The sequence below is a fragment of the Streptomyces sp. SCPE 10 genome, from assembly GCF_051980735.1.
GTDB classification, from domain to species: domain Bacteria; phylum Actinomycetota; class Actinomycetes; order Streptomycetales; family Streptomycetaceae; genus Streptomyces; species Streptomyces misionensis.
Genome location: NZ_CP197069.1, coordinates 121,494 through 144,902, shown reverse-complemented (window position 1 = coordinate 144,902; position 23,409 = coordinate 121,494). Strand labels below are relative to the sequence as shown.

The following is a 23,409-nucleotide window of genomic DNA, read 5'->3' as shown; positions in this document are numbered from 1 at the left end:
GCACGCTCAGCGCATCCGGACTTAACGTTGTTAAGGAGAAGTGTGATGGACGTCCTGATCGTGGGTGCGGGGCCGACCGGTCTGACCCTCGGCATCGACCTGGCGCGGCGCGGGGTGGAGGCACTGGTGGTGGAGCGGTCGGAGAACCTGTTCCCCGGCTCGCGCGGCAAGGGCCTGCAACCGCGCACCCTGGAGGTCTTCGACGACCTCGGTGTCATCGAGGCGATCCGGGCCGCGGGCGGCCCCTACCCGCCGCGGATGATCTGGAACGACGGCGAAGCGGTCGGCGGACAGCCCGTGTTCGACAGGATCGAGGCGGACGAGGGCACGCCGTACAGCGAACCGCTGATGGTGCCGCAGTGGCGCACCCAGGAGATCTTGTACGCGCGGCTGCGGGAACTGGGCGGCCGGGTAGCGTTCGGGCGTGAGGTCACGGGCCTTCAGCAGGACTCCGAGGGCGTGACCGCGCGCTTCGCGGACGGTACGACCGCCCGCGCGCGGTACGTCGTCGCGGCCGACGGCGGGCGCTCCGCGGTCCGGCGTGCGGTGGGCGTGGGCATGACCGGGGAGACGGTGGACCCGGCGCCGTTCCTGGTGGCGGACGTGCGACTGAACGGCCTGGACCGGGACCACTGGCACATGTTCCGGGGAGCCGACGGCGGCGGCGTCGCGCTGTGCCCGCTCGCCGGCACCGACGAGTTCCAGGTGCAGGCCCGGCTGCCCGAGGGCTCCGAAACCGGCCTCCGCCTCGACGACGTCCGTGAACTGGTGGCCGCGTACACCCCGCTGGAGCGTGAAGACGTTGTCGAGCTGCGCTGGTCCTCGCACTTCCGTCCGCGAGCCGCCCTCGCGGACCGCTTCCGCGTCGGCCGGGTCTTCCTCGCGGGCGACGCCGCCCACGTCCACTCACCGGCCGGCGGCCAGGGCCTGAACACCAGCGTCCAGGACGCCTACAACCTGGGCTGGAAGCTGGGCGCCGTACTGCGCGACGGGGCGCCGGAGACGCTGCTGGACTCCTACGAGGAGGAGCGGCGGGCGAACGCCGCGGCCATGCTGGAGTTGTCGACGGGCGTGCACCGCGGGGAGGTCCGGCGCGGCAGGGCGACGGTGCAACTGGGGCTGAACTACCGGGAGTCGTCGCTGAGCCTGGAGACTCGGAGGGACCCGGCCGGCGTTCGGGCGGGCGACCGTGCCCCCGACGGCACGGTGTCCGGCATCCGTCTCTTCGACGCGTTCCGAGGGCCGCACTGGACCCTGCTGGGCGGACGGTCCGCCGACGCCGGTGTGCGGGCCCTGCCCGCCGCTCCGGAGTCGTACGGCCCGGGCGTGTTCCTGATCCGGCCCGACGGCCACGTGGGCTGGGCGGGCGAGTCGGCCCAGGGGCTCGCGGAATACGCCCGCCGAACCGGAGTCTTCGCGGCGGGCTGAGGTGCCGGCCACCCCGGATGCCTCGGACGGCCGGGGCGTGCGGCACGGGGCCCCGGGCGATGGCCCTCACGGAAACGCTCGGGCGGGCTGGTTCCCAACGCTCCCGGCGGTTTGATCAAGACCACCAGCGTGGGGCGGCCCACCGCCCCGGCGACGCCATTGCTCCGGGCGTACGCGTGTCAGGCGGCGCGGCGGGGCGGGGTCCCGCTCACCAGCGGCCGTCCCGGGCGTCCGCCGACGCCCGGAGGGCGTGGTCGATGAACCGGCGGGCCGCGGGCGGCAGGGTGCGCCCGGTGAGCCAGGCGATGCCGATGTCCCGGGCGCCGTGCACGTCGGTGATCTCCAGGTAGCGGATCGGGAAGCGGGGTGTGGCCGCCGTGTCCGGCGAGGACGGGATCAGGGAGACACCCAGGCCCGCGGCGACCAGACCGCGCAGGGTCTGCACCTCCTCGCCCTCGAAGGCGACCCGTGGTGCGAAACCGGCCTCCTGGCACAGCTCCTCGGTGACGCTGCGCAGCCCGTAGCCGGGCTTGAGCAGGATGAACGGTTCCTCTGCGACCTCCGCCAGCCGCACCCGGCGGTGCCGGGCCAGACGGTGGCCGGTGGGCACGGCCAGCCACAGCGGCTCGACCAGGAGACGCCGCCAGGTGATCAGCGGGTGGTCCGGGTCACCGCTGGTGATCATCAGGTCCGCGGTGGCGTCGAGGAGGTGCTGGACCAAGCCGCTCTCCCCGTCCTGGTGCAGCTCGAACCGCACCCCCGGGTACTCCTCCCGGAACCCGGTCACCAGGCCGGGCACCAGCCAGGTGCCCAGGGTGTGCAGAAAGGCCAGGGAGACCAGGCCGGTGTCCGGGTCGACGACCTCGGCCACCGCCCGCCGACCCCGGTCGTAGCTGTCCAGGGCGGCGTCGACGTACTCCTTGAACACCCGGCCCGCCGGGGTCGGGCGCAGCACCCGCCCGACGCGCTGGAGGAGCTCCGCGCCGACCTCCTCCTCCAGTCGGCGCAGGGCCCGGGAGAGGGCGGGCTGGGTGATGCGGGCCTCGGCGGCGGCCTCGGTGACCGTCAGTCCCTCGGCCACGGCCTGGAAAGCACGGAGCACCTGGAGATCCATCGAGGTCATCCTCCCACCGCGCACGCCCCCGCGTCCCGGGGCACCGGGCGAGCGGCGGCGGGCGGCACGGCGCCGAGGTTGCGCGCGCTGACGGCGTCGCACAGCCGCTCCGCCGAGGCGATGGCCTCCTCCCAGTGCGGCAGCGCGCGGCCGGGGCGGCCCGGCTCGCCGTGGGCGTGGGCAGCCGCCCGGCGGGCCTCGGCGAGCCGGTGGTAGGCGGTCCGGCGCAGCGCGTGCCGCTGGGCCGGCGCGGCCCCGGGGGCCAGGTCGCGGTAGCGGTGGGCGGCGGCCAGGGCCGCCTCGGTCAGCTCGGTGGCCCGCTGCGCGGCGGACCGGGGCCACAGCGCGAAATGCGCGGCCAGGACGATCCCCGCGGCCAGCGCGGTGTCGAGGATCCGCGCCGCGTACAGCGCGCGGTGGTCGCCGAGCAGGTCGACGAGGACGAACACGATCGCCGTCAGCCCGGTCGTGGCGAGCGCGTAGTGGTGGCGCACACCGACGGCCATCAGCGCGCCGAAGGCGGCGACCGCGCCGATCAGGACGTAGGTGTCGGTCGTCAGCAGGGTCACCGCCCCGATGGCGGCCACCCCTGCGACCGTACCGGCGCAGCGGTGCAGGGCCCGCCGGGCGAGAGGACCGAAGTCGGGCTTGTAGACGAAGGCCACCGTCATGGGGAGCCAGTACCCGCGCGGCTCGTGCAGCGCTTGCGCGCACAGCTGGGCGACCAGCACACAGACCGCCAGCAGCACGGTGTAGCGGACCTGGGCGGCCCGCCCGTGCCACTGCACCGAAGGCAGGCGCACCGCCGGCTCGTCCGGACGGCCCCGGTCGGCGTCCACCGCCAGTTCGGCCAGCGCCCGCACCCCCGGCGAGTCGGGCACTGCGTTCTGCCACGCCTGTCCTGCGCGGGTGTCCCCGGACTCGCCGGCCTCGGCCGGTCCGCCCGGCCGCGGCAGCAGGCGCGCGGCCATCCGCAGCGGTACGTCCGCCACGTGCCGGGGGAGCGGTCGCCCCTCCCACACCAGAGCCGAGGCCACCTCGCCCAGCCGGACGCCCGTGTGGAAGGCGCGGCGCAGCGCGGCGAGCTCCGGGTGCTGCCGGTCCGGGCGCGTCAGGTGGCGACCCATCACCTGGTGGGCCTGGTCGAGCGCCGCGGTCAGCCGGCGGCGCGCGTCCTGTGCCGTGGGCGAGCCGGCCGCCGACAGGGCCTGGGAGGCTGCCCGGTACACGGCGAGCACGGCGGCCCGCTCGATGCCGTACCGGCGCCACAGCCACGGCGCCGCCGACAGCACGACGACGAGACCCACCCCGGCCAGCAGCGCGAGCGGGGCGTGCCACCACGGCCCCGGCACCGGGATGCCCGAGCCGATGGTGGCACCGAGCAGCAGGTGCATGCCGGAGACGGAGGCGAGCCGGCCGCGCAGGCTGACCGAGCCGGCGAGCAGGGCGGAGAGGACCAGGCAGCCGGTCACCGCCGCCGGATGCCCGCTGCGCAACGCCAGTTCCCCGGCGAGCAGGCCGGCGGCGGCGCTGACGCCCATGCCGCCCAGCCGCCGCACCCGCAGCCGGTAGGGGTCGGAGCCGTCCTGACTCACGCCCCACAGTGCGCCGATGCCCGCGATCACGGCGGGCACGAGGGCTCCGGTCCACACGCCGACGAGCAGCGGCACCGCCAGCGCGACGGCGCCCCGCACGGCGGCCGCGAGCGGCACCGGGGTCAGCGCGATGCCGGGCGGTGTCTTCGTCGTCGGGCCGAGCGGTGCCTTCATCGAGGGGATCGACTCCTTGAGAACGGGGACAGGTGGCTCCCTTCAAGGGTTGATCGTGAGAACGCATGCGTCCAATGCCGGACGACGGCGAAAACCATGCGCACAGGGCATGGCTCGCCGATTTTCCGGAACTCCGGACCTTCTGTCTCGGGTCACCGGGTGCAGGTTTGATCGAGAGCCGGCCCGGCCAGGTATCGGAAGCAGGTGTGCGCCCGCGCCGCCGGCCCGGTCGCCCAGGTGACGGCGGACTCGCCGCCGTTCCTCGTCCTGCACGGCGCCGGGGACGCGATCATGTCGTTCGCGCAAGGCGAGCGGCTGCCCGCCGCGCTGTGCCGGGCCGGTGTCCAAATCGGCTTCCGGCCGGTGTCCGGCGGCGACCACCTGGGGGTGGGCGTGGCGGAGGCCGAGGTGGAGCGGTGGGGCGCAGGCGTCGGTGTTCGCCCTGTTCGACGAGGAGGGCACGACCGTGTCCGAACTCGCCCGCCGCATGGGCGTGACCCGGCGGACGGCCCATCAGGCGGTGCGCGAACTCGCCTAGTGCTCTGACCGCCTAGGTTCGCCGGGTTGGCGGTCGTGGCGGTTGGATGTGCGGTGACGTCCGTTCCGACTGCTGGAGGCGCTGTGGCAGAGCCTGTCCGTGTGCGCAGGCTGACCGACCAGGAGGGGCAGAAGCTGCAGCAGATCGTGCGCCGGGGCAGCGCGAGTTCGGTGCGTTACCGGCGGGCGATGATGCTGCTGGCTTCGGCCGGCGGGAACCGCGTGCCGGTGATCGCCCAGCTGGTGCAGGCTGACGAGGACACCGTCCGCGATGTGATCCACCGGTTCAACGAGATCGGCCTGGCCTGTTTGGACCCTCGGTGGGCGGGAGGCCGTCCCCGCCTACTCAGCATTGACGAAGAGGACTTCGTCGTGCAGACGGCCACCACCCGCCCCACCAATCTCGGCCAGCCTTTCACCCGCTGGTCCCTGCGCAAACTCGTCGCTTACCTGCGGAAAGTCCACGGCCGGATGATCTGCATCGGCCGCGAGGCGTTACGCAGCCTGCTCGCCCGCCGAGGTGTCACCTTCCAGCGAACCAAGACGTGGAAGGAATCCCCCGACCCGGACCGTGAGGCGAAGCTGGACCGGATCGAGGAGGTCCTGGACCGCTTCTCCGACCGGGTGTTCGCCTTCGATGAGTTCGGTCCGCTCGGCATCAGGCCGACCGCGGGTTCGGGCTGGGCAGCACGCAAACATCCCGACCGGGTGCCGGCCACTTACCACCGCACCCACGGGGTGCGCTACTTCCACGGCTGCTACTCGGTCGGCGACGACCGCCTGTGGGGTGTCAACCACCGCAAGAAAGGCGCCGCGAACACGCTGGCCGCGCTGAAGTCGATCCGTGCCGCCCGGGCCGACGGCGCACCCATCTACGTGATCATGGACAACCTGTCCGCCCACAAAGGAGCCGACATCCGGCGCTGGGCGAAGAAGCACAAGGTCGAGTTGTGCTTCACCCCGACCTACGCCTCGTGGGCGAACCCGATCGAGGCCCACTTCGGACCACTCAGGCAGTTCACCATTGCCAACTCCAACCATCCCAACCACACCGTCCAGACCCGGGCCCTGCACGCCTACCTGCGGTGGCGCAACGCCAACGCCCGCCACCGCGACGTCCTGGCCGCCGAACGCAAGGAACGCGCCCGCATCCGAGGTGAGAAGGGCATCCGGTGGGGTGGACGCCCGCTCACGATGGCGGCCTGACCAGATGTTCCGGCGGGTCAGACCACCAGCACCGCGTGCAGCGCACTGAATGCTTCACGAAGTTCCAACGTGGCGATCGGATCGATCTCCATCTGCAAATGACACACGTCGTCGTCGCCGTTGGGAGTCAGGCGCACGAAAAAGGCGAAACCGTCCCCGACGGGCTCCGCCTTCAACGTCAGCGGATTGTTCCGACCGGGAGTCACCGCCGCCGAAAAGCGTCCACTCCCCGGCGCGCGCAGGTGAGAGAGCATGCGGGCCGCGAAGTCCACGACCTCCGCAGCGCTGAGATCTGCGGTGAAGTCAGCTGTCAGCGACGAGCACCAATCTGCAGTGACCTGCCAGCTGTCGCCATCGGTCCGAGCCAGTTCCAGCCACACATCATCACTGCCGAGGCGTATCCGCGGTTCTTCCATCGTCGCCCTCCGACATCCGTGCCTGGGCTCAAGATCCTATGAGGCGGATCTCCCTCGTTGGAAGTCATCGCACGCCATCCACCCTCCTCCCAACAACCCGGCGAACCTTCCCGGACAGAGCACTAGATGGGACGGCTCGACCAGCTTTCCGACGCGGCGTCCGCGCGCCGCAGGCCGATCCGCGGCACTGGCGAAGGGCAGGGTCGGCGAACCAAGGGTTCGACCCAAGTCCGTCCCGGATAACCCCAGTTCACCAAGGCCGACGTCAGCCGAGCAGGCGTCCGGTGGGCCTCGGCCCCGACCGCTCCGCCATCATGCCGGCCGCCCGCACCGCGAACTTCGGTTTCAGAAACTGCTGTTGGCCTCGTTGACACGCCGTGAGCCCAGGCGTTTCACTCGTCACCTGTGCATGGCAACGTTGTCAGGCCGCCGGTCGAGGCGCCCGGCACCGAGGCCTTCACCGACGCCCTGCCCTTCGGCACATCAGCACCTGTGCGAAGCACGAACCGCTGCGGAGGCAACCGATGGTCCGACCCCGACGTTCAGCCGCGCCACGTGATCGAAAGAGATTCCGCCAACGCCTGACCCTGATCTCCGTCCTGGGTCTCGCGGCATTCCCGCTCCCGGCGATCGGGGGCGCGTACGCCGCAAGTGCCGCGCCGCCGGCCCTGGTGAAAGATCCCGCGTCCCTCGTCAACCCGCTGATCGGCACCTCCGGAGAGGTGGACACCTTCCCGGGCCCCGACATGCCGGCCGGCATGGTGCAGTGGGGGCCGGACACCACGCCCGACCGGCCCTCGGGCGGCGGCTACGAGTACGACGACAAGAAGATCTCGGGCTTCAGCCTCACCCATGTCTCAGGACCCGGCTGCGGGGTCGCGGGTGACTTGCCCATCCTCCCGGTGACCGGCACGCTCTCCGGCAACCTCGGCAACGCGTCCGTGGGCTTCAGCCACGCCGACGAGCGGACCGGCATCGGGTCGTACCAGGTCACCGACGCGAACGGCGTCACGACCAGGCTGACCGACACCACCCGCGCCGGCCTGGGCTCCTTCACCTTCCCGACGGGCAGTCAGGCGAACCTGCTGTTCAAGCTCAGCGGTGGCGCCACCCAGGTGGACGGCACCCGCGTCCAGGTGGTGAACAAGAAGGAGATCAAAGGCTCCGTCGACAGCGGTCACTTCTGCGGCGCGAAGAACCGGTACACCCTGCACTTCGACATCAAGTTCGACCAGCCGTTCACCGGCAGCGGTACCTGGGTCGGCGGCACCATCAACCCCGACGCCACTTCGCTGAAGGCGGGCGAGGTCAGGCAGAACGCGCAGCCGCACCCGTCGAAGCGGCTGAAGGAACAGCACTTCACCGTGCCCGCGGCCCCCTCCCCGACCGTGCACGGCAGCGCTCGTACGCCCTCCGGTACGCCGTCCCCGGCCCCGAGCACCGGCGCCACACCCTCGCCGTCGGCCACGGGCAAGACCGCCCAGCCGCCCACCTCGGGTGCGAACGGGATGTACCTGACCTTCGACACCTCCTCGAACCCCACGGTGAAGGCGAAGGTCGGCATCTCGTACACCAGTGACGCGGGCGCGGCGGACAACCTCACCACCGAGATCGGGAACTGGAACCTCGACGCGGTGGAACGGGCGAACCACGACGCCTGGAACGCGGTGCTGGACAAGATCCGGATCGGCGGTGGCACCAAGGACCAGCAGGTGCAGTTCTACACGGCGCTCTACCACGCGCTGCTGCACCCCAACGTCTTCTCGGACGACAACGGCCAGTACATGGGCATGGACAACCAGGTCCACAAGCTGGCCAAGGGACAGCAGGCCCAGTACGCCAATTATTCGGGCTGGGACACCTACCGCTCCCAGACCCAGCTGATGGCGATGGCCGAGCCCAAGGTCACCAGCGACGTCGTCACCTCGATGCTCAACGGCTACGACCAGACGGGCCTGCTCCCCAAGTGGGCCTCCAACAACGGCGAGAGCTACGTCATGGTCGGCGACCCGGCGGCCGGCATCATCGCCGACGCGTACGCCTTCGGCGCCCGGAGCTTCGACACGGACAAGGCGCTCGCCGCCCTCCAGCACGAGGCCACCGCCCCGAACAACGACCGCCCCGGCGAGTCGGTGCGCGACGCCAAGGGCTACCTCCCGCTGGACGAGAAGGACTACGGGTGCTGCAACTTCTACGGCCCGGTCTCCACCCAGCTGGAGTACGACTCCGCCGACTACGCCCTCGCCGCCTTCGCCAAGTCGCTCGGCGAGAAGGCCGTTTACCAGAAGTTCGCCACCCGCGCCCAGGACTGGATGAACGTCTTCAACCCGCAGACCGGGTACATGCAGGCCAAGGACCAGGACGGCCGGTTCGCCGCCGGGTTCACCCCGGGCACCTCCAACGGCTTCGTCGAGGGCACGTCGGCCCAGTACACGCCGATGGTCCCGTTCAACCTGAAGCAGCTCATCCAGGCGCGCGGCGGTGACCAGGCGTACTCGTCCTACCTGGACAGCCTGCTCGACAACATCACCGACCCCGGCGACACCGACGCCAACCTGAGCAACGAGCCCAGTGTGGAGATCCCCTGGGAGTACGACTACACGGGTCAGCCGTGGAAGACCCAGGAGGCCGTCCGCGCCGCCCAGCGGGACCTGTACTTCAACGCCCCGGTCGGCTCGTTCGGCAACGACGACCTCGGCGCGATGAGCTCCTGGTACGTCTGGTCCGAGCTGGGCATGTACCCGGAGACCCCGGGCACGGACACCCTCGTGCTCGGCAGCCCGGCCTTCCCGGTGGCGCAGGTGACGCCCGCCGGCGGCAGGACGGTGCGGATCAACGCACCGCAGGCGGCGCCCGACGCGCCGTACGTGCAGTCCCTCGACGTCAAGGGCAAGGAGTGGAACGCCCCCTGGCTGACGTACGGGCAGTTCAAGAACGCGGGCGCCCTGGACTTCACCCTCGGCACCCAGCCGGACAAGTCCTGGGCCTCCGACCCGTCGGCGGTGCCGCCGTCGGACACCACGGGCGGGGACCGTGTCCTGGCCGCCGCGGCCGGTCCGACCGGCGACGGCCTGGTGCTCCAGCCGGGCGCCTCCGGTGACGGCACGCTCGGCCTCACCAACCTCGGCGGCAAGGACGTCACCGTCGACTGGAAGGCGACGGCGCCATCGGGTGTCACGCTCGACCCGGCGTCCGGCTCGCTGAAGGTGCCCGCCTCGGGCAGCGCCGAGGCGAAGGTCCACGTCACGGCGGGCACGAGCGAGGGGACGTTCCCCGTCGCCTTCGCGCTGACCGACCACGACACCGGTGCGGCACTGAACGGCGCGGCCCTCCGGGTCGCCGTGGCCAAGGCCGGGGAACTGTGGCCGTACGACACCAACGAGGGCGTCTACCCCGACGGCACGACCTTCTCGGGCGGTTTCGACAACGGCGGCTGGGCGTTCTCCCAGAACGCGCTGTCGGCGGCCGGTGCCACGAGCGGTTCCACCCTCACGGTCGACGGCGTCTCCTACACCTGGCCGGCGGTGGCGTCCGGACAGCTGGACAACCTGGAGATGGCCGGCCAGACCATTTCGATGCCGGCCGGTACGTCGGGAGCGTCACTGGGCCTGCTGGGTGCGGCGACCAACGCGCCGACCGACGGCAGCGGGGTCTCGGGCACGCTGACCGTCACCTACACCGACGGCACCACCGCCAAGGCCGTGGTCGGGTTCTCGGACTGGACGCTCAACGGCGGTTCCACGAAGCCGATGACGGGCGACACCACGGCCGTCACGACCGGTTACCGGAACACCGGCAGCGGCGGCCGGGACGGCGTGAAGACCTATGTCTTCGCCACGAAGATCCCGCTCGACGCGGCCAAGCAGGTGGCCTCGATCACCCTGCCGGTGACGGGCTCGTCGGGCAGCGACCACCTGTTCGCCTACGGCTTCGGCCGGTGAGGACCGGAGGGCACTGACGACGGTGGGCCGACCCCGGCGGCACGAACCGCGGGGGCCGGCCCACCCGGCGCGTGTCGCCCCGGTGTGTGCGCAACCCCGTCCGCCGCGATGCCGTGCTCACCGCCACAGATCCTTGCTCGTGCACACGTGCGCGCCCATGTTCCGCTCCATCATCCGCAGCGCGGCGTCGGCGAGGTCCTCGTGGATGTGTGCCACGGCGTCCTTGGGGACGATCACGTCGAAGTGACGGATATGGGCGTCGAGTGCCGAGTAGAGCACGCACTGCTCGGTCACCTGCCCGGTGAGTACCAGCCGGTCGATGTCCTGCTGTCGCAGGAGGTACTCCAGCGGGGTCTCGAAGAACACGGAGTGGCGGGCCTTCACCACGAAGAGGGAGTCACTGTCGGGCTTCAAGGGCTTCACCAGGTCGCTGTGCGGCCCGCTCAGAGCCTGGTCGAGCAACTCTCCGTGATGGGACCGCCACTGACCGAAGTTGTCGTTCACATAGATCACCGGCACCGAGCGCTCCCGGGCATGCCCCAGCAGGTCCGCCACGACCGGTACGACGGTCTGGGCCGACGGAAGCAGCAGGTCGGCGTCCTTGTGGTCGTACGTGTTGATCATGTCGATGACCAGCAGTGCGGTGTTCTCCATCCTCGCCGGGTTCCCAGTTTTTGCGGTTGCGCATCGGCCGTCGGCCGGCGGTGCCGGCGGCGGACGGACGGCTGCTCCGGTCACCCCTTCGCAAGCACGTCCACCACATGGGCGGTCGGCAACGGCACCTCGCCCTCCTGGAACCCCAGCTCGTCCAGGGCGTGCCGCAGTTGTCCGACATGCCGGGGTGTGAGCCGGCCCGTGTCGTCGAGGTGGACGGCACAGGCCGTGGTGGTGTCGACAAGTCGCTCCAGGACATCCGCGACGGCGTCCGTGCCCGCCGTGTGCCGAGCGAGTGCGGGCAGTTCGGCGGCGGCGAGGGCGATGGCTGCACGGGCCTCGGCGAGGGTGCGGTAGGCCTCCCGGCGCAGCGCCCACCGTTCGGCGCGGTCGTCGTGTTCGCCGAGGACGTGCACCAGATAGGCGTGCGCGGCACTCCCGGCCGCCGCGAGCCGCGCCCGTACCCTGCCACCACGCTTCCCCGGCATCGGCAGATGCCCGGTGACGAGCACGAGCGCGCAGGCCAGCAGGGTCTCGCTGATCCGGCTGACGCAGGCCTGCGGCTCGCCGCCGGCCATCACCAGGGCGAGGACGAGGACGGTGACGACGGCGGTCTGCGCGGCGAAGTGCCGGGTGGCGACGGGAACGAGCGCCCCGCACACCGCCACCAGGGCGATCAGCCCGGCGGGCCGGGGCAGCAGCGCCGCCAGCCCCGCGAACACCAGGGCGCCCAGCACGGTCCCGGCGGCCCGGCACAGCACTCGGGAAACCAGCGGCCCAAGGTCGGGCTTGACGAGGAAGGCGGCGGTGGCGGGCAGCCAGTACCAGTGCTGGCCGTGCCAGCGGGTGTGGTGCAGCGCCTGGGCGATGGCGGTGGCGGCCCCGAAGCAGACGCAGACCCGCCACCCGTACTCGCGGCCGCCGCTGCCGATCACCGCGCGCAGTGCCTTCCGGGCACTTGGCCGGCGCCCCACCAGTCGCCGGCCGGCGCCCTCACCCCGGTCGAAGGCATCGGCCGCGCGCAGCAGGGCCTCGTCGAGGGCGCGCAGGGCGGCGTCCGACCGGTGGGGGGCGGGCAGCGGGCCGGGGCCGGTGTTGCCGCGGACGGCGGCGGCGAGCCGCCGGGGCCCTTCCGAGGCCCGCGCCGAGACCGGCTCCCCCGCCCAGAACAGGGCGGTGGCGGCCTCGGCGAGGGGCAGCGCGGCCGCGAACCGCGCGTGCAGCCTGCGCTCGGTGGCCGAGCCGGCGTACCGGCGCAGCCGGGGCCCGGCGAGGGCGTCCTGGGCATGGTCGAGGGCGGCGGTGAGCGCGGCCCGCCGCGCGGCGGCTCGTTCGCCGCCCACGGCGTCGAGGAGCGCGGCGACGGCGTCGTACACCTCGGCCACCGCCGCCCTCTCCCCGTCGAACCGGAAGTCCCCGGCGAACGAACCGGGTGTGGGCAGAGCGAGACGCAGCACGAGCAGCCACCCGGCCCCGGCGAGGAAGGCGAGCGCCCGTTGCCAGCCGCTCTCGGCGGCCGGCATCCCGGCGCCGATCGCGGCGCCGACCAGCAGTTGCGTTCCCGCGGCGGACGCGACGGCTCCGACCGCGCTGATGCTCCCGGCGACCAGCCCGAGCAGGGTGAGCACCAGGGTCAGCGGCACGGCGGCCAGGTCCCGCCCCGCGTACGTCCCCGCGAGCAGCCCGAGCGCCCCCGCGAGCGCGGGCACCCCGAGCCGCTCGACCGAGGCCCGGCGACTGCCAGGCCGGTCGTTGACGCCGGCGAGCATCGCGGCGATGGCGGCGAGGACACCGGGGGCGGTGTGTCCCGTACCGACGCCGGCGAGCAGCAGCGGCCCGGCGGCGAGCGCGCCTCGGGTCACCGCGCTCCAGGGCACGGGACCGCGCTGGGCGCGCAGGGCGTGAGCGAGCCAGAGGGGTGCGGCGGGCCGGGACACGGAGCCTCCTGTCGTACGCGGGCGGTTTGTGCGCTGCCTTCGGACGACGGTGGCCGGGTGTGCTGCGTTTCCACGGTAGGAGGCGTTCTCGGTGCGAACGCGGCGATCACGTTTCAGGAAAGTGAAAGGTGTCCGTGCCGGGCATGCGGAAGCCCGGCGCGCCGCAGCGCGCCCCGTCCCCCGGCCGCCCGGTCAGGCCGCCGAGTACGGCAGGAGTTCGCCGTCGATCCGCTCCCAGGCCGACTTGAGCTCGGCCAGCAGCGCGGGCCGGTCGGCGGCGAGGTCGGCCTGTTCGCGGGCGTCCGCGGCGAGGTCGTACAAGTGGTCCTTGCCCTGGGCGTCCTGGTAGTACTTCCAGCCGCCGCGCCGCAGCGCGCGGTTGCCGCGCACCCGCCAGAACAGGTCGCGTTGCGGGACGTCCTCCCCGCGCAGCAGATATCCGGCGAGGCTGTGCCCGTCCAGCGGGTACTTCGGGTCCGGCCGGGCCCCGCCCAACTCCAGCAGGGTGGCGGTCCAGTCGGGGGAGTAGACGGGTTCATGACTGACCTGGTGACCGTCGACGGCGGCCGGCCAGCGCAGCACGGTCGGCACCCGGATGCCGCCCTCCAGCAGTTCGGACTTGCCGCCGCTGAGCGGCCACTGGTAGGAGAAGCGCTCGCCGCCGTTGTCGCTGGCGAAGACGACGACGGTGTTCTCCTCCTGCCCGGAGCGCCGTAGCGCGGCGAGCACCTCGCCGATCGACGCGTCCAGGTCCTCCACCATCTCCCGGTACTTCTCCACCGAGCCGCCGTCGGTGTGCTGGAGGGCGCCGAGGACGTTGCCCGCGCGGATCTTCGCGGCGATCCCCGCGGCCGTCTCCTCGTCGTCCTCGGTCAGCCACGGCCAGTGCGGGGTGGTGAAGTTGAGGTTCAGCAGCCAGGGCCGGTCGTGCCGGCGGCCCACGTAGTCCACCGCCCGCTCGGTCAGGACGGTGGTGTAGTAGCGCAGGTCCTTGTAGGTGGCGTCCCCTTCGTACAGGTCGTAGTCGCCGAGCTGCCCGAGTTTCGAGAAGTACTCCAGTGCGCCGCCGAAGTTCCCGAAGAACTCGTCCCAACCGGACTTGGTGGGGCTGTAGTCCGGAAGCCAGCCGCAGTGCCACTTGCCGATCAGCGCGGTCGCGTATCCGGCTCGCTTCAACAGCGAGGCCACGGTGGGGTGGTGAGGGTCGAGGCCTTGCGTTCTGCTGCCGATGGGCTCGGCCAGCCCGCCCTTGGTGCGGCCGGGATAGCGGCCGGTGTAGAGGCTGAACCGGGTGGGGGAGCAGGTCGCCGAGCCGGAGTAGGCGTCGGTGAAGCGCACCCCTTGGCGGGTCAGCCGGTCGAGGTTCGGGGTGCGGATGTGCGGGGCGCCGTAGCAGGAGAGGTCGGCCCAGCCCATGTCGTCGCCGAGGATGAACAGGAAGTTGGGCCGCCGTCCGGGCCGGTACCCGCTCCTGGCCCGGAAGGGTCGCTCGGCCGCGTCCAGCGCGGCCGCGGACGACGCCGCGGCGGCGGGTCCGGCGACGGCGGTGAGCGCACCGCCGCCCACCAGACCACCGAAGGCGCGACGGGAAACACGTGATATGTCGGGCATGAGGCATCCTTGTTCGGGCGGCCCTCGTGACGGGACGCGGATCAGCGGGCGGCACACCACCGCGCACACCTCACAGCGCCGGCGTTCACGGGCCCTGGGGGCGCGAGGGGTTACGGAAGGGGTGTGTGCGAAACAGCCCCCGTGCACGGGAAGTCCGGATCACCAGGGGCTGTCCGGAGGCCGGTTACCAGTGGTTCCCGGGGGGCGAAAGGCTCTGTGGGCTCAGCGACAGAGGGCGCTGGACTGCCGGCACAGGTCGACGTGCCGCCGCTCCACGAGCGCGGCGTGCGCACGTCGACGATCGGCTGGCGGTCTCATGGCCAGGGAGGCTGCCAGCGGGGGAAGCGCCGCGTCAAGCGACGTCCGCACAGTGGGACGTGCGCACGGTGGGACGTCCGGCCGGCGAGTGCAATCCGCTCGTGATCCGCCAACCTCTGTTCACGCTACGCGCGTTGATCATAGGCTCCGCACAGCTTCAACCGCCTCGTAGCCACAGAGGGAGACTCATGACCCACCCGACCAAGCCAAGACGGCGCGTCCTCCGACTGCTCGGAGCCGGCGCTGCTTTGGTCACGGCCGGTGCGCTGACCGCCGCCACCCCCGCAATCGGATCACCGGCGGCCCACCGAGGGCTCGGCGGGCACAGCGGTCGCACGGTCGATGTCCAACTGCTGTCGTTCAACGACTTCCACGGGAACCTGGAGCCGTCGGCAGGTTCCTCCGGGCAGGTCACCGAGACCGAGGCGGACGGCACGACGAAGAAGATCGACGCAGGCGGCGTCGAGTACCTCGCGACCTCGCTGCGCACGGCGCGCGAGGGCCACCCGTACAGTGTCACGGCGGCGGCCGGCGACGTGATCGGTGCGAGCCCCCTGCTGTCGGGCCTCTTCCACGACGAGCCGACCGTCGAGGCGATGAACAAGCTCGACCTGGACGTGACGAGCGTCGGCAACCACGAGTTCGACGAGGGCGCGACCGAACTCGCCCGGATGCAGAACGGCGGCTGTCACCCCAAGGACGGCTGCTACGAGCCCGGCCGGACCTTCAAGGGCGCCGACTACCCCTATCTCGCCGCCAACGTGACGGACGAGAAGACCGGCAAGCCGATCCTCAAGCCCTACTGGGTGTGGAAGCACAACGGCGTGAAGATCGGCTTCATCGGCGTGACGCTGGAGGGCACACCGGACATCGTCACCGCCGAGGGCGTCAAGGGGCTGAAGTTCCAGGACGAGGTCGAGACCGTCGACAAGTACGCGAACGTCCTCGACAAACAGGGCGTGAAGTCGATCGTCGCGCTCATCCACGAGGGCGGCGAGCCCGCCTCCGCCTCCTACAACCACGACTGCGACTCCCCGGGCGCCGGCGACGGCATCTCCGGGCCGATCGTCGACATCGCGAAGCACATCACGCCCAAGGTGGACGCCCTGGTCACCGGTCACACGCACCAGGCGTACGTCTGCACCGTCCCCGACCCGTCCGGCCGGCCGCGCATGGTCACCTCCGCGTCCTCGTACGGCAAGCTGTACACCGACACCACGCTGACCTACGACCGCCGGACCCGCGACATCGTCCGCACCAGCGTGAAGTCCGCGAACCACGTGGTCAGCCGCACCCAGCCGAAGGCCGCCGACATGACGGCGCTGATCTCCCGCTGGAACGCGCTGGCCGCGCCGGTGGCCGACCGGCCCGTCGGCTACATCTCCGGTGACATCAACGGGCGCGGGGCGACCACTCCCGAGTCCCCGCTCGGCGACCTGATCGCGGACGCGCAGCTCGCACACGCCAAGTCCCTCGACCCCAAGGCCGTGTTGGCGCTGATGAACCCCGGCGGCATCCGCTCCGATCTGGTCCGCAAGGCGAGCGGCGGCGAGGGCGACGGCGTGGTGACGTACGGCGAGGCGTTCACGGTCCAGCCCTTCAGCAACACGGTGAACCTGGTGGACCTCACCGGAGCGCAGCTGATCACCGCGCTCCAGCAGCAGGTCAGCGGTCCCAACGAAGCCTCGCCGAAGGTCCTTCAGATATCCGCGGGCCTGACGTACACGCTGGACCTCACCACGTCCGGCGCGGCCCGCGTGGTCACCGACTCCGTCCGCCTGAACGGGGCCGCGATCGACCCGGCGGCCACCTACCGCGTCGCGATGAACTCCTTCCTCGCGGGCGGCGGCGACGGCTTCACCGAGCTGGGCAAGGGGAAGAACCCGCTGGTCGGCGCGGACGACCTGAAGGCGTTCAACGACTACCTGACGGCCAACTCGTCGGCGACCAGCCCGATCGCGCCCCCGGCGGCCGACCGGATCACGGTCGTGAAGTAGGCGCGCGAGCGGAGAAGCGAGCGCGTGAGCGAGTGAGGCACGGGCGCCCCCACGGCGTCCGTGCCGGTTCCTCGGGCCCGAGTCGTGCAGCTGGTTCCGCGCTTGTGGTGTCGGTCAGGCGCCGGGCTGCACGGGGCCGATCTGGGTGCCGAAGTCGACGGACAGCTTGCCGTCGGCCTCCTGGTCACCCGGGATGACTCCGCCGCCGGGGGTCCGGAGGGTGAAGACGACCCGGTTGGCGGTCGCGCCCTTGGAGGAGTTGGGCACCTGGATGTCGAAGTGGACGGGGTGACCGGGGCCGAAGGTCACCTTGGTGTTCTGCGAGCCGTAGGGCTTCGCGGTGATGCCCTTGAGGGAGCCGTTGTCGTAGAACTTCACGTCGCGGGGGGAGCCGGCCAGCCGGCAGGCGCTGGTCTTGGGGGCGGCGGTCAGCGTGACGCGGTAGTGGCGGTGCCCGGCGCTGGCGGTGTCCGGCGTGATCTTCGTCTTGAGGTTGGCGGGGCGGCACGAGGACGGTGCGCCGGAGTTGGCCGGGTGCGCGGTGGTGGATGCCTGCGCGACACCCGTGCCGGCGATTCCCGCCAGTGCAACGCCGGCAACTGCCATCACGAACTTGGTGGACTTACCCATGGTCGACTCTCCGTGTCTAGCTGTCGTACGTGGGGCCGCGCCCCGATCTTCCTGACGCGGTGAAGCCTGCCGATTTCCTTCGTTATGGGCGTCACGGCGATGTAACGCCTTCGCCACAGCGACCGTGAGCGTCGCGCTCCTCGGCGCGCACCGGTTCCCGGCGCCCGGACGGCGGGCGGAGCCTTCCGGCGGAAGACCACCGGCGCAGCGGCGGGCGAATCCGAAGCCGGCCCGGAATCAGGCATGCGACGCGAGTTCCAGCCGATCGGTGCGTTCCGAACGCCGCCGGTGTTCGGCACGAGGCGGGCACCAGTACGCCGCTCGCCGGGAGTTCCCGGTGAGCGGCGTGCCGTGTGATGCGGAGAGGGCAGGATTCGAACCTGCGTGGACCCCCGAAAGGATCCGACCTCGAGGCGTGCTCGCCGGTCCCCGATCAACCACTCCGGGCACCTCTCCTCGCTCCCAACCCCTTTGCTTTTAGGGGCCGTTCACATGAAAGAGAATGACACGGGCCGCTGACGCGGGGCTGACACCTCAAGACCGGGGTGAGGGTGCCGGGCAGGCGCCGTGGCGACGGAGCGAGCCGCCCCTCCAGAGAAATACTTGGCTAGCCACATAATCGATGCTACTTTTAGGTGGTCGGCCACATAATTGGTCGGCAGGGCATCCGATCAGAGGAACAGCCATGAAGGCCATCGTTTTCGACACGTTCGGCGGCACCGAGGTCCTGCACGAGGAGGTGCTCGAGACTCCCCAGCCCGGCCCCGGCCAGGTCCGCGTGCGGGTCAAGGCTGTCGGCGTCAACCCGGTGGACGGCAAGATCCGCTCCGGTGGCATGGAGGCGATCTTCCCCACCACGCTGCCCGCCGTGCCCGGCGGAGAGATAGCGGGCATCGTCGACGCCGTCGGCGAGGGCGTCGACCACCTGAAGGCCGGGGACGAGGTGCTGGGCTGGTCCGACACCGGCTCCTACGCCCAGTACGCCCTGGCCTCCGCGGCCGTCCTCGCCCCCAAGCCCGCCGGCCTGGACTGGCCGCATGCCGCCGCCCTGCCCGTGGCCACCGACGGCGCCGAACGAGTCCTGGACCTGCTGGGCGTCACCTCCGGCGACACGCTTCTGATCCACGGGGCGTCCGGCGCGCTCGGTACCATCGCCGTCCAGCTCGCCGTCGCCCGCGGCGCCCGCGTCATCGGCACCGCCGGACCGGCCAACCAGGACTACGTCACCTCACTCGGAGCGACCGCGCTGGTCTACGGGGACAACCTGGTCGAGCGGGTCCGCGAGCTGGCACCCGAGGGAGTGGACGCCGTCTTCGACGCGGCGGGCAAGGGCGCGCTGGAGGACTCCATCACCCTGCGCGGCGGCACCGACCGGATCGTCACCACCGCCGACTTCCGCGCCCGCGAACTCGGCGTCGTCTTCGCCGAAGGCCCCCAGCGCCGCTCCGCCGCCCGGCTGGCCGAATTGGCCCAGAAGGCCGCCGACGGCACCCTGGTGACCACGATCAGTGCCACCTACCCCCTGGCGGACGCGGCCAAGGCGCAGCGGGCCAGCGACGCCGGGCACAACCGCGGCAAGATCGTCCTCACCGTCGACTGACTCCCGAGACGAGGAACCGACCATGCCCGACACGACCACACCCGAGCCGCCGGACACGGCACACGAGGGGCGGCTGAGCTACGCCATCTTCCAACTCGCCCGCGCCCACCGGGCCCACGCCGCCGCCATGCTGCGTGCCCTGAACCTGCACCCGGGCCAAGAGCTGCTGCTGATGCAACTCTTCGAGCGCGACCATCAGACACAGGCGGAACTGCTGGAGCGCGTCGGGCTCGACCACTCCACCGTCTCCAAGTCCCTGCGCCGCATGCAGGAAGCCGGACTGCTCACCCGGGAGCCCGCCCCGCACGACCGGCGGGTCATGGTGGTCCACCTCACCGACGCGGGCCGCTCCCTGCGGGAACCCATCGCCGACATGTGGCGCACCCTGGAACAACTCTCCGTACGCGATCTCACCTCCGATCAGGTCGAGTTGTTCACCACGTGGGCCCGCACCATCGAGAAGTCGCTCAGGGAACACAGCCGGCAGACACCTGCCGAGTAGCCGCGGACGGGCGGCCGGCCCAGCCCTCCCGGCGAGGGCAGGGAAGGTGACTCCGGGTCAGAGCGCCCGAGCCGTGGCGGTGTCGCGGAGGAGTCCGGCGAAGGTCAGGGCGGCGGGGGTGGGCGCGTGGTCGGCCATGCGCACCAGGAGGATGCGGCGGATGGGAGCCGGCGGTTGGAGGGGCAGGACGCTGACACCGGGTCGGATGCCCTCCAGGGCCAGCGTGGGTGCCAGGGCGACGCCGATGCCGGCGGCGACCATGGCCTGGGCCTCCTGGTAGTCGTGGGCCTCGTAGACGATGTGGGGCTCGAAGCCGACGGCGCGGCAGCCGCGGACGAGGGCTTCGGCCACCGGATGGTGTTCGGCGCGCGTGATCCAGGGGTCGTGGGCGAAGTCGGCGAGTGAGGCGGTGCCGCGGTCGGCGAGCGGATGGTGGTCGCTGACGAGAAGGGCCGGCGGGTCGTCGAGGAGCGGGGTGACGACGATGTCCTCCCGGTCGATCCGGCTCCAGTCGTAGTCCCACATCAGCGACAGCTCGATCTCCCGGTTCTCCAGCATGGTCCACAGCCCGGCGATGCGGGCGCTGCGGACGGTCAGCCGTACGTCGGGGTGGGCGTCGCGGAAGGCGATCACGGCCTGCGGGAGGAGCGAGGCGCCGACCGTGGGGAACGTGCCGATGCGCAGGGTGCCCGCACGCAGGCCGGCGTAGTCGGCGAGTTCGTTCTGCGCGGCCTGCAGTTCGCGTTCGATCCGGTGCCCTCGCTCGGCCAGTGCCCGGCCGGCGTCGGTGAGGGTGACGCCCCGGGCGTGGCGTTCGAGCAGGGGCTGGCCCGCCTCCGTTTCCAGGCGGCTGATCTGCTGCGACACCGCTGACGGGGTGTAGTTGAGGGCGCGGGCCGTCGCGGTCACCGAACCGCGCCGGGCGACCTCCGTGAACAGCAGGATGCGCCGGACGTCGAGCATGCCGCCACCTCCAGCGTTCACTTCAGCTTAATAGCCATGCAGATTTCCGAGATTGTACTTCACGCAGCCGTAACCCACCGTGGAGGACACCACGCACGGCGAGACCGTCGGTGGACCCCCCTTCCATGGCTGTGAGGAGTAGTTGTGCTGCGTCTGCAGGGCGAGATGATCCGCGGAGGAACCAGCAAATGCTGGATCTTCGACCACCATGACGTGGCCGCCACGGGCGTGGACGCCGACGCCCTCCTGCTTGCCGCCTTCAACGCCGCCGACCCCCGCCAGATCGACGGCGTCGGCGGCGCCTCCTCCACCACCTCCAAGGCCGCCGTCGTACAGGCGTCGACCCGGCCGGGTGTGGATGTCGAGTACGCCTTCGCACAGGTCGGGATCGGCGACGAGCGCGTGGAATGGGCCAGCAACTGCGGCAACTGCGCCACTGCCGTGGCCCTGTACGCCGTCCACCACGGTCTCGTGCCGATCACATCGGACACCACCACGGTCCGCATGCTCAACGTCAACACCGGGGCCCGCCTCACCGGCACGATCCCCACCCCCGCGGGCGTGGCCCCGGAGGAGGGCACGGCCAGGGTGCCGGGCACCTCGGCGCCGGGTGTGCCGGTCCTGCTCGGGTTCCAGGACCCGGCGGGCTCGACGACCGGCCGGGCCCTGCCGACCGGCCGGCCACTGGACGAGCTGACCGGCCCGGACGGTCCCGTCGAGGCGTCCCTGGTGGACGCCGGGGCGCCCGCCGCGCTGTTCGAGGCCAAGGCGTTCGGCCTTGAAGGCACGGAATCCCTCACCGCGTTCGCCGCCGCGGTACCCGCGCTGACGCTGCTGCGCCGCCAGGCGGCGCTCGCCATGGGCCTGGCCCGCGAGGACGATCCGGTCAGCCACGCGGTGCCGAAGGTGGGCATCGTCGCCCGGCCCGCGCGCTATCGCACCGCACAGGGGAACCTCGTCAACCAGGACGAGTACGACCTTGCCGTGCGCATGGTCTCCATGCACGCCCCGCATCCGGCGATCGGCCTGACCTCCGCCGTGGCCCTGGCCACGGCCGCCGCCACCCCCGGCACCCTCGCCCACCGCGTCGCCCGGCAGACCGCCGACGGCACGCTGCGCCTGGGCACCCCGGCCGGCGTGGTCACCACCCGAGCCGTTCCCGCACCGGACGGCGCGTCCCCCACGGTGCTGCTGCACCGCGCCGCCCGGCGTATCGCCCGAGCCGAACTCCTTGTTCCCGTCCTGGAAGGACGCCCCGCATGAGCCGCAACGACGCTGCCCCGGGTACCGTCACCCCACCACCGGGCCGCATCCGACGGATGCTGTCCCATCTCTACGTCCAGTGCCTGATCGCCGTCCTGCTCGGCGCCGCCGTGGGCGGGCTGTGGCCGTCCTTCGGTGCTGACCTGAAGCCGCTCGGCGACGGCTTCATCGCCCTGGTGAAGATGTTCGTCGCGCCGATCATCTTCTGCACGGTCGTCCACGGCATCGCCTCCATGGGCAACGCCCGCGCGGTCGGCCGGGTGAGCCTGAAGGCCCTGGTCTACTTCGAGGTGCTGACCACCGTGGCCATGGTGGTCGGCCTGGTCGTCGTCAACGTCCTCCAGCCGGGCAGCGGTCTGCACGTCGACGCTTCGGCCCTCTCCGACAAGGGCCTGCCGCCGGAGGCGACCACGGCCCACGAGGGTTTCGCCGATTTCCTCCTGGCCATCGTCCCGGCCACCCTGGTCAGCGCCCTGACCGGCAACGAGATCCTGCCGGTGCTGCTGGTGTCGGTGCTCATCGGCTTCGGCCTGCACGCCAGCGGGGAGGCCGGACTGAGCATCGCCCGGGGCATCGAGAAGTTCTCCACGGTCCTGTTCACGCTCATCCGCTGGATCATGCGGCTCGCCCCCGTCGGCGCGTTCGGCTCGATGGCCTTCACCATCGGCCACTACGGCCTGGGCACCCTGCGCCACCTGGCCCTGCTGGTCGGCTCGTTCTGGCTGACCTCCCTCCTCTTCGTCCTGGTCGTCCTCGGGACCGTGATGCGCCTGAACGGACTGCGGCTGCTGCCCTTCCTGCGTTACATCAAGGAAGAGTTGCTGATCGTCCTCGGCACCTCCTCCACCGAGCCCGTCCTGCCGCGCATGATGGCCAAGCTCCAGCACGTGGGCGCCTCGAAACCGGTCGTCGGCATCACGCTGCCCGCCGGGTACTCCTTCAACCTCGACGGCACCGCCATCTACCTGACCATGGGCTCGGTCTTCCTCGCCCAGGCCCTCGGCATCGACCTCAGTCTCACCCAGCAGCTGGCCATGCTCGTCGTCATGCTGCTCACCTCCAAGGGCGCCGCGGGCGTCACCGGCTCCGGCTTCATCGCCTTGGCCGCCACGCTCGGCGCTGTCCCGCACGTCCCGGTCGGCGCCCTCGCGCTGATCTTCGGCGTCGACCGGTTCATGTCCGAAGCCCGCGCCCTGACCAGCCTGGTCGGCAACGGCGTCGCCACCCTGGCCGTCGCCCGTTGGGAGGGCGAGCTCGACGAGGATCGCGCCAGGTCCGTCCTGCGTGGCGAAATGCCCTACGCCCCCAGCCTCGCCCCTACCGTCGTGCCGGCCGAGCCCGATCCGCAGCAGGCACCCGCCGCGACCCACGCCCCCGTCCCCGTCGCACGCTGACATCGCAAGGGCGGGGCGGCCCGGCGCGGACCGCGCCGGGCCGCCCCGCCCTCCTCACTCGCGGCTGGTCCGAACCGGTTCAGGTGCGACGGGTGTGATCTCAGCAGCCCCTGCGGGGGCAGCCCGTGT

General features: G+C 71.7%; 17 protein-coding genes and 2 pseudogenes. 9 read left to right on the top strand and 10 right to left on the bottom strand.

Features of this window, described 5'->3' with window-relative positions; translation table 11 throughout:
• The first annotated feature begins 45 nt into the window (after positions 1-45).
• Positions 46-1,428 (top strand): FAD-dependent monooxygenase, encoded by a 1,383-nt coding sequence (locus ACSP97_RS00615; protein ID WP_440556048.1) that lies wholly within the window; start codon positions 46-48, stop codon positions 1,426-1,428.
• A 208-nt stretch (positions 1,429-1,636) separates the two neighbouring features.
• Here the strand turns inward: ACSP97_RS00615 and ACSP97_RS00610 are convergent, their stop codons facing one another.
• The gene (locus ACSP97_RS00610) at positions 1,637-2,542 is read right to left on the bottom strand and encodes a LysR family transcriptional regulator (protein WP_388293591.1); all 906 of its coding nucleotides are present in this window, start codon (positions 2,540-2,542) and stop codon (positions 1,637-1,639) included.
• 5 nt (positions 2,543-2,547) lie between these two features.
• Positions 2,548-4,311, bottom strand: a complete 1,764-nt coding sequence (locus ACSP97_RS00605) for an FUSC family protein (RefSeq protein WP_440556047.1) — start codon at positions 4,309-4,311, stop codon at positions 2,548-2,550.
• Between the two features lie 433 nt (positions 4,312-4,744).
• Here ACSP97_RS00605 and ACSP97_RS00600 point away from each other — a divergent pair.
• Positions 4,745-4,843, top strand: a pseudogene (locus ACSP97_RS00600) (winged helix-turn-helix transcriptional regulator); the annotation flags it as partial.
• An 89-nt stretch (positions 4,844-4,932) separates the two neighbouring features.
• Entirely contained in the window at positions 4,933-6,054 is a 1,122-nt protein-coding gene (locus tag ACSP97_RS00595) for an IS630 family transposase (RefSeq protein ID WP_440558531.1), read from the top strand.
• A gap of 17 nt (positions 6,055-6,071) precedes the next feature.
• Here the strand turns inward: ACSP97_RS00595 and ACSP97_RS00590 are convergent, their stop codons facing one another.
• Positions 6,072-6,470 (bottom strand): hypothetical protein, encoded by a 399-nt coding sequence (locus ACSP97_RS00590; protein ID WP_440556046.1) that lies wholly within the window; start codon positions 6,468-6,470, stop codon positions 6,072-6,074.
• 671 nt (positions 6,471-7,141) lie between these two features.
• Between ACSP97_RS00590 and ACSP97_RS00585 the strand changes: the two genes are divergently transcribed.
• Positions 7,142-10,411 carry a lectin gene (locus ACSP97_RS00585; RefSeq protein WP_440556045.1) on the top strand — a complete coding sequence of 1,090 codons (3,270 nt, stop codon included), beginning with the start codon at positions 7,142-7,144 and terminating at the stop codon, positions 10,409-10,411.
• 117 nt (positions 10,412-10,528) lie between these two features.
• Here the strand turns inward: ACSP97_RS00585 and ACSP97_RS00580 are convergent, their stop codons facing one another.
• The 4 genes from ACSP97_RS00580 to ACSP97_RS00565 all read right to left on the bottom strand — a co-directional run bounded on the left by ACSP97_RS00580 (position 10,529) and on the right by ACSP97_RS00565 (position 14,931).
• A complete protein-coding gene (locus ACSP97_RS00580) occupies positions 10,529-11,065 on the bottom strand; it encodes an isochorismatase family cysteine hydrolase (protein WP_355155301.1) in 537 nt (178 codons plus the stop codon).
• Between the two features lie 80 nt (positions 11,066-11,145).
• Positions 11,146-13,002 carry an FUSC family protein gene (locus ACSP97_RS00575; RefSeq protein ID WP_440556044.1) on the bottom strand — a complete coding sequence of 619 codons (1,857 nt, stop codon included), beginning with the start codon at positions 13,000-13,002 and terminating at the stop codon, positions 11,146-11,148.
• 192 nt (positions 13,003-13,194) lie between these two features.
• Positions 13,195-14,613 carry a sulfatase family protein gene (locus ACSP97_RS00570; RefSeq protein ID WP_440556043.1) on the bottom strand — a complete coding sequence of 473 codons (1,419 nt, stop codon included), beginning with the start codon at positions 14,611-14,613 and terminating at the stop codon, positions 13,195-13,197.
• A gap of 222 nt (positions 14,614-14,835) precedes the next feature.
• A complete protein-coding gene (locus tag ACSP97_RS00565) occupies positions 14,836-14,931 on the bottom strand; it encodes a putative leader peptide (protein WP_355155307.1) in 96 nt (31 codons plus the stop codon).
• 188 nt (positions 14,932-15,119) lie between these two features.
• Between ACSP97_RS00565 and ACSP97_RS00560 the strand changes: the two genes are divergently transcribed.
• Positions 15,120-16,928 carry a bifunctional metallophosphatase/5'-nucleotidase gene (locus ACSP97_RS00560; RefSeq protein WP_440556042.1) on the top strand — a complete coding sequence of 603 codons (1,809 nt, stop codon included), beginning with the start codon at positions 15,120-15,122 and terminating at the stop codon, positions 16,926-16,928.
• A gap of 114 nt (positions 16,929-17,042) precedes the next feature.
• Here the strand turns inward: ACSP97_RS00560 and ACSP97_RS00555 are convergent, their stop codons facing one another.
• Positions 17,043-17,558 (bottom strand): DUF4232 domain-containing protein, encoded by a 516-nt coding sequence (locus tag ACSP97_RS00555; protein WP_435642289.1) that lies wholly within the window; start codon positions 17,556-17,558, stop codon positions 17,043-17,045.
• Between the two features lie 359 nt (positions 17,559-17,917).
• A pseudogene (locus ACSP97_RS00550) lies at positions 17,918-18,014 on the bottom strand.
• A gap of 229 nt (positions 18,015-18,243) precedes the next feature.
• On the opposite strand from ACSP97_RS00550, the gene ACSP97_RS00545 reads away from it, so the two are divergent.
• Both ACSP97_RS00545 and ACSP97_RS00540 read left to right on the top strand, forming a co-directional pair.
• Entirely contained in the window at positions 18,244-19,158 is a 915-nt protein-coding gene (locus tag ACSP97_RS00545) for an NADP-dependent oxidoreductase (RefSeq protein WP_355155312.1), read from the top strand.
• Positions 19,159-19,180: 22 nt separating this feature from the next.
• On the top strand, positions 19,181-19,660 hold the full coding sequence (locus ACSP97_RS00540) for a MarR family winged helix-turn-helix transcriptional regulator (RefSeq protein WP_355155314.1): 480 nt from the start codon (positions 19,181-19,183) through the stop codon (positions 19,658-19,660).
• Between the two features lie 57 nt (positions 19,661-19,717).
• On the opposite strand, the gene ACSP97_RS00535 is transcribed toward ACSP97_RS00540, so the two are convergent.
• Positions 19,718-20,623 carry a LysR family transcriptional regulator gene (locus ACSP97_RS00535; protein WP_358681885.1) on the bottom strand — a complete coding sequence of 302 codons (906 nt, stop codon included), beginning with the start codon at positions 20,621-20,623 and terminating at the stop codon, positions 19,718-19,720.
• A gap of 144 nt (positions 20,624-20,767) precedes the next feature.
• On the opposite strand from ACSP97_RS00535, the gene ACSP97_RS00530 reads away from it, so the two are divergent.
• Positions 20,768-21,886, top strand: coding sequence for a PrpF domain-containing protein (locus ACSP97_RS00530; protein WP_382010760.1), 1,119 nt, complete (start codon positions 20,768-20,770; stop codon positions 21,884-21,886).
• Positions 21,883-23,280 (top strand): C4-dicarboxylate transporter DctA, encoded by a 1,398-nt coding sequence (gene dctA, locus ACSP97_RS00525; RefSeq protein WP_358275595.1) that lies wholly within the window; start codon positions 21,883-21,885, stop codon positions 23,278-23,280. Before ACSP97_RS00530 ends, dctA begins: the two co-directional genes overlap by 4 nt.
• The last annotated feature ends 129 nt before the right edge of the window (positions 23,281-23,409 follow it).